General features: G+C 64.9%; 2 protein-coding genes. Both read left to right on the top strand.

Annotated elements, in window-relative coordinates:
• Window positions 1-68: 68 nt before the first annotated feature.
• Window positions 69-1,277 carry an IS21 family transposase gene (istA, locus tag D4765_RS18940; RefSeq protein ID WP_136643861.1) on the top strand — a complete coding sequence of 403 codons (1,209 nt, stop codon included), beginning with the start codon at window positions 69-71 and terminating at the stop codon, window positions 1,275-1,277.
• Entirely contained in the window at window positions 1,277-2,035 is a 759-nt protein-coding gene (gene istB / locus D4765_RS18935; RefSeq protein ID WP_136643860.1) for an IS21-like element helper ATPase IstB, read from the top strand. Before istA ends, istB begins: the two co-directional genes overlap by 1 nt.
• The last annotated feature ends 62 nt before the right edge of the window (window positions 2,036-2,097 follow it).

The following is a 2,097-nucleotide window of genomic DNA, read 5'->3' as shown; positions in this document are numbered from 1 at the left end:
TGTTGATGCCAACTGAAGATAGGGCCAGTTCTGCTAACTGAATATAGGGCCACCAACCACTATGGAAGGTGATCACTTTGGATGATTGGGCAGAGATTCGTCGGTTGCATGCGGCTGGCGGGCATTCGAAACGGGAACTCGCGAAGCTGCTTGGCGTTTCGAGGGGGACGGTCGATCGAGCGTTGGAGGCTGATCGGGTTCCGCGGTACGAGAGGCCGCTGACGGGGTCGAGTTTTGATGACGTTGCCCCCGCGGTCAGACAGTTGCTGGCCGGGTCGCCGCGGATGCCGTCGCCGGCCCTCGCGGAGCGTGTCGGCTGGGCTGGTTCGTCATCGCTGTTCCGGCTGCGGGTCGCGAATATCAGGCCCGAGTACCTGCCCCCTGATCCCGCGGACCGGATCGATCACCAGCCGGGCGTGCAGGTGCAATGCGATCTCTGGTTCCCGCATCAGGCGATCCCGCTCGGCCATGACCAGCACGGGTCGCCGCCCGTGCTCGTGATGACATCGACGTTCTCCGGGAACATCCAAGCCCTGATGCTGCCGTCCCGGACGACACCTGATCTCCTCGGCGGGATGTGGGAGTTGCTGCAGCAGGCCGGCGCTGTGCCGAAACGGTTGGTGTGGGACAACGAGACCGGTATCGGCCGGCGCACCCTCACCGAACCCGCCGCGGCATTCGCGGGCACCCTGGGAACGAAGATCGTGCTGCTGCCACCCCGGGATCCGGAATCCAAAGGCATGGTCGAGCGGGCGAACCAATTCTTCCGGCAACGCTTCATGCCCGGCCGCACCTTCGCCTCGCCGGCGGATTTCAACACCCAGCTGGTCGACTGGCTCCCGGTAGCGAACGCCCGCCACTCCAGGTCCAGGCGCGGGAAACCGTCAGAGCTCGTCGGGCGCGACCGGGCGGCGATGCGCGCCCTGTCGCCAGTGCCGCCGGAAGTGTTGTTCCGGAACACGGTCCGGCTGCCCAGGGACTACTACGTCCGTGCGTTCACGAACGACTACTCCGTGAGCCCGGGCATGATCGGCCGGATCGTCGACGTCACCGTCGACCTGCACCAGATCACCGTGACGCACGACGGGACGATCGTCGCGGTGCACGAGAGGGAGTGGGCCCGCCAGCTGACCGTCACCGACCCAGCGCACGTTGCCGAGGCTGCGGTGCTCCGGCAGGCGTTCAAACAGATTCGCGGGTACCGCCCCCTCGAGGCTGTCGAAACCCGCGACCTCGCCTCGTATGACGATCTTTTCGGGACCGGGCAGGTGGCGTGATGAGCGAGCTTGAATCGCAGCTGGAGTACTACGCCCGCGCTTTGAAGGCGCCACGGATCGGTGAGGGGTTCCGCCGGCTCGGCGAGCAAGCCCGTGCTGATGGGTGGTCACACGAGGAATACCTCGCCGCAGTGTTGTCCAGGGAAGTATCCGAGCGTGAAGCGTCCGGCGCGGCCCTCCGCACGAAGGCTGCCCGGTTTCCCGGGATCAAGACGCTCGAGGAGTTCAACTTCGAGCACCAGCCCGGCGCCGACCGCACACTGATCAGCCACCTCGGCACGAGCAGCTACCTCGAGGAAGCGAAGAACGTCATCCTCCTCGGCCCCCCCGGCACCGGGAAAACACACCTCGCGATCGGGCTCGGGATCAAGGCCGCGAAGACCGGGCACCGGGTTCTATTCGACACCGCCAACGGGTGGGTCACCAAGCTCCAGGAAGCACACTCCCGCGGCAAACTGCCCGCGGAACTCAGCCGGCTACGCCGGTACAGCCTGCTGATCATCGACGAGGTCGGCTACGTCCCGTTTGACCAGGACGCCGCGAACCTGATCTTCCAACTCGTGTCATCCCGCTACGAACACGCGTCACTGATCCTGACCTCGAACCTGCCCTTCGGCCGGTGGGGTGAAGTCTTCGGCGACCCCACGATCGCGTCAGCGATGATCGACCGGGTCGTGCACCACGCTGACGTCCTGAGCCTCAAAGGCACCAGCTACCGACTCCGAGGACACAAAACCCTCACGACTACGACAGACTAAACACACCACGTGGCCCTGTTTTCAGTTGGCAGCCGTGGCCCCATTTTGAGTTGGCGTTAACA

Origin of the sequence: Subtercola vilae (assembly GCF_004923255.1) — a bacterium.
Classification (GTDB): Bacteria; Actinomycetota; Actinomycetes; order Actinomycetales; family Microbacteriaceae; genus Subtercola; species Subtercola vilae.
Note: the sequence above shows the minus strand (reverse complement) of the source record. Positions and strands in the feature narration are given on the sequence as shown.

What these genes read in the sequence shown, in the direction of transcription:
- istB (WP_136643860.1), top strand. Translation starts at nt 1,277, where the DNA reads ATGAGCGAGCTTGAATCGCAGCTGGAGTACTACGCCCGCGCTTTGAAG.